Consider the following 6985-nt stretch of genomic DNA (forward strand, 5'->3'; position numbering starts at 1 on the left):
TGTCGTTGCCGTGCATCCAAACGTGTCGGTTACTATTACCGTATAGCTTCCTGATGGGATATTTATTATTATATCTGTGTTATAATTTCCGGGGTTCCATGAATATGTGTATGGTGGTGTGCCTCCACTTGTTGCTACCATTGCCATTCCGTTTGATTGTCCGCAGGTTGCTGTTTGTTGTGTGGCAACAGGTACTATTTGTGTTGATACTCCTACTGTTACTGTGTTTATCCCGGTACATCCTTCGTTGTCTGCTATCGTTATTGTGTATATTGTGGTTATTGTCGGGCTTGCTGTTACTGTTTGTCCGGTGGTTTGGTTTAAGCCGGTTGCGGGCGACCAGTTAAATGTGTATGTTGGGGTTCCTCCATTGCCGGTTGCATTTAGTGTTGCTGCTACTCCAAAACATACTGCTTTGTTTGCCACTGATACTGTCGGGTTTTGATTAACAATTACTACTGCTGAATTTGAGCCGGTACAACCTATTATAGGGTCTGTTCCTGTTACAATATATGTAGTAGTTGTCGGTGGTGATACAATTTGCGAACTGCCCTGAACACCACCATTATTCCATGTATAAGTACCGCTATCTCCTGCTCCGCTTACAATAATTGTTGCCGACACTCCATTGCAGATTTCAGCTCCCGAAGTTGTAAGAGTGAGAGTACTTTTAACAGTAACTACACATGATGCAGTGTCTGTACATCCATTGACATCCGTTCCGGTTACAATATAAGTAGCGGTTGCTGTAGGTGTTACAGTTTGAGAGCTTCCACCAGGTCCATTATTCCATAAATATGTATTTGCTCCATTCGCTGTTATTATTTGCGATGCTCCAATGCAAATAGTTCCTCCTGTGGCTGTAACTGTGGGTAATGGATTTATTGTAACTGTGCATGAAGCAGTACCTGTGCAAGTATTCGCATCTGTGCCGGTTACATTATATATAGTAGTTTGAGTAGGATTTACTGTTTTTATTTGTCCTGTATTTAAAGCGTTATTCCACAAATAAGTACCACTTCCTGCTCCACTACCGCTAATAGTCGCTATTACACCCAAGCACTTCATGTCACCTGTTGCTGTAATTGTTGGCAAGGAATTAACAGTAACCGTGGCAAAAACTGTACCGGTACATCCGAAAGTATTTGTTGCGTTCACAAAATATGTTGTTGTGGTAGTAGGTGTTACTGTTATTGTTGAACCGGTCAGTCCTCCAGGCGTCCACGTATAATTATTTCCTCCGCTTGCCGTTAAAGTAGCAGTTGCTCCATTACAAATTGCAATATCATTTACTGTTGGTGAAATAATGTTATTAACAATAACAGCGCATGAAGCAGTACCTGTACATCCATTTGCATCTATCCCTGTTACGAAGTATGTGATATTAGCTGAAGGAGATACAGTTTTAGACTGTCCTGTTCCGAGCGGATTACTCCATGTATAATTAGCACCGCCATCTGCAGATATTGGTGTTGATGAACCATTGCAAACCGTACCGCCAATGGCAGTAATATTTGGTGAAGGATAAACTGTTACAACTGCTGATGAGGATGCGCTTGTTGCTGCACCATCTGTTAAAGTCAATGTATATGTGGTGGTTACGGTGGGACAAACACTGTAAGTGCCAGTGCTGTTGCTGCCTGGTGCCCAAATGTAAGTGAACGTTGGAGTTCCTCCTGTAACACTTGAATTAATTGTAAAACAACTTCCGTTACATATGCTCCCTCCTGTAATCTGTACAACAGGAGGAGTGGGAGGACACGAAAAATTAAAGCAAACAGGGTCAGCAACATTATTACAAAAATCAGTAACGGAACCTGATGTGTTAACAAGACAAAAAGTATAATTTCCGCCGGCACTAAATTGGGGACTTACTGTAACATCGAATGTGCTTGAACCGTTTTCTTTAAGGCAATTTTTAGTAAATACTTTTGTAATTGTGTAGGGACCGCCGGGACCGGTTAATGTGAAGTCAGCCGGTTCAACCGTGCTGCATTTAATTTTTTCACTGAAGTTTAATGTTATGGTTGAAGTGCCGCAGGTTTCAGAAATATTATTAAAAACAGGTTTGACATTATCAAAAATTGAAGCACTAGAACTGCTGAAATCTAAAGTATATCCTTGACTAGTAGCACCATTAAAATTTTCTATACACAAATAATACGTTTGTCCCGCTGTTACGGATAAATCCCTATTGTATGGATTTACATTGGATGGAGGACTACCGCTGGATGGACCATTGTTGTCTGAAGTGCCTCCTTTAGCCGTTGACATTCCAGTTTCTCCAAGTGGATTGCCGCTCGAATTACAGCTAACAATCTTGCTTGGACCTATATTACTGCAGGAAGAACCGGTTAGATTAAACAAAGCCCAGTCATAATCATCAAGAGAATTCGATGGCGTAATTAAAAAACTTAAATTTCCCGATGTTTGTACAGTAAATTTATACCATACCGAGTTTGTCTCAGGAGTTAAACAAGAGCCATTAACCTGATCCTGAAGATTGCCGTATCCTGTCCATGACTGGTTTTGTACGAAGGTGTATTGACATACGGGAATTGCCCCTCCGCAATCCTGAGGTGATATTGTATCCGGCAATGTACAAGACGATGTGCAGGATATTGTTGCATCCCATCCGGCAGATGGCATTGACCCTGCTGTAAATGCAAAAGTTAAGCAGCCACCTGGAACTGAGCTGGAACCTAATACAAGCGGCGTAGAACTTGTCCCAATTATTGTGGACTTAACAGCCCAACTCGTGTCAGGGCCATCATAAACAACTAATTTTGAGCCATTAAATAAATTATAGCTATTAAAAGTAACAACTACGCATTTATTTGGGTCATCAGAACAAAAAGTTTTAATATATTTTTTATTTGTCGCAAAATTACCCGATGCTCCTCCATCGTCGTAAAAATTGCCTGCACAGGTTGAAACAGTGCCCGGGTCGCTTATCAGATATGTTTGGCTAAATAATTTTGAGGAAAACAAAGTCGAAATGATAGTTAGTGCGAAAGTTAATGTTTTAATAGTAAGCATCTTCATTTTTTTATTGCTTAAAATAAATAAACTTAATTTTGTAAAATTATATTAATTTAAGAGATTAGACAATAAAAATAAACAATTGGTTGCAATAAAGGAAAATTAATTCTTTTAAAAATTGGGAAAAATATATGAAATGTAAAGTTCAATAAAGAAGAACTGGTTTTTGGAGGCGGCTAATGACAATTAACCAATAACTATTATTCCGTAAAATCATACATGCTTTTGGGAAAGAGCCGCATCTGTGGCTTTTTGTGTTTGTTTTCTGTTTCTTTTCTGTGCTTTCCGAAAATATTTCTCGGATGTTTTATACGCTTTTCTTTCTTTTTATAAACATAGAATTTATTGTTTTTATAATCTGCTCCGTGAAAACTGAGGTTTTCCCCTTCTCTTTTATTAATTGTAAAAATTCCAAGTAATCTCTTTTTAACAACTTTTCTCAATTTTCTGCTAAAAGTAAAAGCTGAAGCTCCGCCGTGCCACTCGCGGCTATATGAGTCTTTTCTTTCACAAAGTCCTTTAGGTCTGAACGAAAAAAAGCTTTCGTTACTCTCAACTTTCCTGTGCTTGCTGTTATATTTAGAAGTTGGAATAAAAGCTTTTACTTTTCTATTGAATGCACTAATTTTAATATCCGGACCGAAAAAGAACGTTTTGTTTTGTACCTTTCTGTTTTTACTGCTGTATTTTGAAGATGAAGAAAAAATCCTGAATTTTCTGTTATATGATTTTTCCTTTTTATCGGATTTAAAAACAGAATTTTTGTTTACAACTTTTCTTTTACTACTGCTGAAAGAATTTGAACCTTTTGTATTTTTAGTATTACGATTATACGATTTTACTTCTTTTTCGCTGAATATGCTGTAAATAAATTTATAAAAATATCTTTTACTTTTTCCGTTTTGTGCATTGCATGGAATAAAAGCAAATGTTACTAAAATAAATAATATGTATTTTTTTTTAAGCACAAAATTTTATAAGAGATTTTCGTTTTTTAGTTTGCTTAATATTCCGGCAACAGATTCGCTTCTGTCCGTTGTATAAAAGTGAATTCCGGGAATATCGGTTTTAAGCAAAGCTCTGCATTGGTCTGCAGCAAAGTTAATACCAAAAGATGATACTGCTTCTATATTAATCCACATATTGTCCGCTAAAAGTAAAAAGTGATACAAAATAAGCAATAAATAATTGAATATCAAAAAAAACAATACAACATACCCGAATACTTTTTCCAACGAATTCTCAAAACATTTCAACGAATTCTCAAAAAATCTTGGCAAATTCTAAAAAGCAATTGACTTATCTCAATTTCCAATGTAATATTGTAAAATAGATTTAGTTTAAGATTTTTGTCTCGTTTCCCTTGGTGTCATTTTTTATCTGCTTAATGTCAACTGAGGGAACACGGGGCAAAATTTATTAATAATGACAATTTGCCTGATATTGCTGATGTTGCATTCTTGAAAATGATAATGAATTTCGGGGAGTAACTTGAATTATACAGATAAAGATGGTATCAAAAATAAAATATATCTTTGCATCACATTGCAGATTTTAAAAAATGGGAAAAATATTTTTATTAATAATACTTATTGCAGCAAACGTTTATGGGCAAAATTCAATGCGACTTTCGCAAATAATTGTCAAACTAAAAGAAAATGTAAAATATGATTTGAAAAATAGAAGAAATATTAATTGCATTGGAATAAAAAGTATTGACGAAATAAATATAAAATACAATGTTGAAAATATCCGTAAAATAAGAGTAAAAAATAGTGAAGTAAATATTTTAGTATTGACATTTCCTGATAAGACAGACCTAAAAAAAATAATATCGGAATACTCAAAAATCAATGAAGTTGAATATTCTGAACCCGATTACAAAGTTGAAGCTTATGGGAACAATAGAATTACACCCAATGACCAATGTTATCAAATGCAGTGGGCATTGAATAATAATGGAACTTTTACAGAATACAAATCAATTGCCGGGGCGGATATTGATATGGAACGAGCATGGGAAATAACTCGGGGTGACAGCAATATTATTGTTGCAATTATTGATACCGGATGTAAATTAGATGAGCCTGATTTTGTCGGAAGAATATGGATAAATAAAGATGAAATACCCGATAATAACATTGATGACGACAATAATGGTTTTATTGACGATTATAAAGGTTGTCATACGGTTTTCAGCTATAACAATTATCCTGTGGATGATAATGGGCACGGAACAAACGTTACAAGCATAATTGGAGCAACAGGAAACAACGGCATTGGTTACGCAGGAATAGATTGGAAGTGCAAACTGATGATAATAAAAGCACTGACACTTGATGGATTGGGATATGATTCGGAAATTGCTGAGGCAATTTATTATGCTGTTGATAACGGAGCAAATGTAATAAATATGTCTTTGGGTTCAAATCAAAGTAGCACTATAATTGCTGATGCGGTAAAATATACTGTCAGCCATAATGTAGTCGTTGTAGCTGCAATGGGCAATTCAAATAAAGAAGTAAAAAATTATCCTGCCGCTTATGACAATGTTATTGCTGTTGGAGCAGCAAATTCTGACGATACACGATGTGTGTGGAATTATGCTTATGGCAGCAGCTATGGTTCTCATATATCTGTTGTTGCTCCGGGAAATATTATTTATGGTTTGTCAAATACAATAAGCAATTGTGATGTACATGTAAGCGGAACATCACAAGCTACGCCTCATGTAACAGGAATAGCTTCTTTGCTTTTAGCCCAGAATCCTAAAAGAACGCCTTTGTTTATAAAAAAAATCATTGAAAATTCAGCGGATGATATGGTCGGAGGTCTTCCTGAAGATACACCCGGTTGGGATAAATATTATGGATATGGCAGAGTTAATGCTTATAAGGCATTATCGCAAAATCCTTCTTTTGATAATGTTATTGTATATCCTAATCCTTCAACAGATGGCAAAATAAAAGTTTTAATTCCAGGAAATGAAGAACAACTTCCAATAAAGGTTCAGATTACTGATATAACAGGAAAAATTGTATATGCTGAAAATTTTACATCACTTGCTCATGAAATCAATCAAAAGCTTTTTCCTGGTGTTTATATATTATATGTAGAATTAAAAAATAAAATTTATTCAAAAAAAATTATTGTTATGTAAAATATTAACAAATTAATTCAGCAACAATCTGTTTTAAATATTCGGTGAGCGGTTATCAGTTGACATTTGTTTTACGAAAATTATTTAGAAAACTTTCTTGCCTTAAAAAACTCAAACTACAATTAATTTATTGTTTTCAAAAAAATACTTAAAAATTTGTTTTTTATGTTTATTTGATATTTTTTTGGAGTAAATTTTTTTATATGGTAAAACAACGAACAAAATTAAAAGTAGAAAAAAGCGGTTTGTCAGGTATCGAAAAAGAGTTGTTATTGTACAACTATGAGCATCATAGTTTCGAGTATGTGATAAAATCGTTAATTGAAGTATGCAAACATGATGCTGAACAAGCAGAGCAATGCACCATGCTTACGCATTATAAAGGAAGATGTTCTGTAAGAACAGGCTCGGAAAAAGAATTGCGTCCTTTTCTCGAAGGATTGTTGGTAAAGGGTTTAAATGCAGAAATTGAATAATTAGAAATATTTTTAAATTTATTCAGAATGATGAAAAAAATAATTATTATTTCAACTTTATTGGCTTTTATATCGTGTGCCAAAGTTCCCATTACAGGGAGGAAGCAAATAAAAATGCTTCCCGAAAGCACAATGATAAATATGGGTCTTACAAGTTACAGGGATTTTATTTCAAAGAATCCCCCTGCGCCTGCAAGCGATAAAAATACTATAATGGTTAAAAATGTCGGTACAAAAATAACTCAGGCAGTTACGCAATTTTTAAAAAGTGGAGGGCAGTCGAAAAGGATAGAAGGATTTAAGTGGG

The 6985-nt window shown here is 34.9% G+C and carries 6 protein-coding genes; 3 read left to right on the plus strand and 3 right to left on the minus strand.

The window, feature by feature from the left end; all coding sequences use genetic code 11:
- The 3 genes from WC223_13535 to WC223_13545 all read right to left on the minus strand — a co-directional run.
- The coding region (locus WC223_13535; protein ID MFA6925262.1) for a hypothetical protein at positions 1-3045 on the minus strand (3045 nt) is incomplete at its 3' end.
- A 197-nt stretch (positions 3046-3242) separates the two neighbouring features.
- Positions 3243-4010 (minus strand): hypothetical protein, encoded by a 768-nt coding sequence (locus tag WC223_13540; GenBank protein ID MFA6925263.1) that lies wholly within the window; start codon positions 4008-4010, stop codon positions 3243-3245.
- Between the two features lie 6 nt (positions 4011-4016).
- Complete coding sequence (locus tag WC223_13545; protein ID MFA6925264.1) at positions 4017-4184, minus strand: methylenetetrahydrofolate reductase; 168 nt, start codon at positions 4182-4184, stop codon at positions 4017-4019.
- A 419-nt stretch (positions 4185-4603) separates the two neighbouring features.
- Here WC223_13545 and WC223_13550 point away from each other — a divergent pair, with 419 nt between their 5' ends.
- The 3 genes from WC223_13550 to WC223_13560 all read left to right on the plus strand — a co-directional run.
- Positions 4604-6202 carry a S8 family serine peptidase gene (locus WC223_13550; GenBank protein MFA6925265.1) on the plus strand — a complete coding sequence of 533 codons (1599 nt, stop codon included), beginning with the start codon at positions 4604-4606 and terminating at the stop codon, positions 6200-6202.
- Between the two features lie 203 nt (positions 6203-6405).
- Complete coding sequence (locus WC223_13555; GenBank protein MFA6925266.1) at positions 6406-6678, plus strand: ATP-dependent Clp protease adaptor ClpS; 273 nt, start codon at positions 6406-6408, stop codon at positions 6676-6678.
- A 27-nt stretch (positions 6679-6705) separates the two neighbouring features.
- On the plus strand, positions 6706-6985 hold a 280-nt coding region (locus WC223_13560; GenBank protein ID MFA6925267.1), incomplete at its 3' end, for a M48 family peptidase.

Source organism: Bacteroidales bacterium (genome assembly GCA_041671145.1).
Classification (GTDB): Bacteria; Bacteroidota; Bacteroidia; order Bacteroidales; family JAHJDW01; genus JAQUPB01.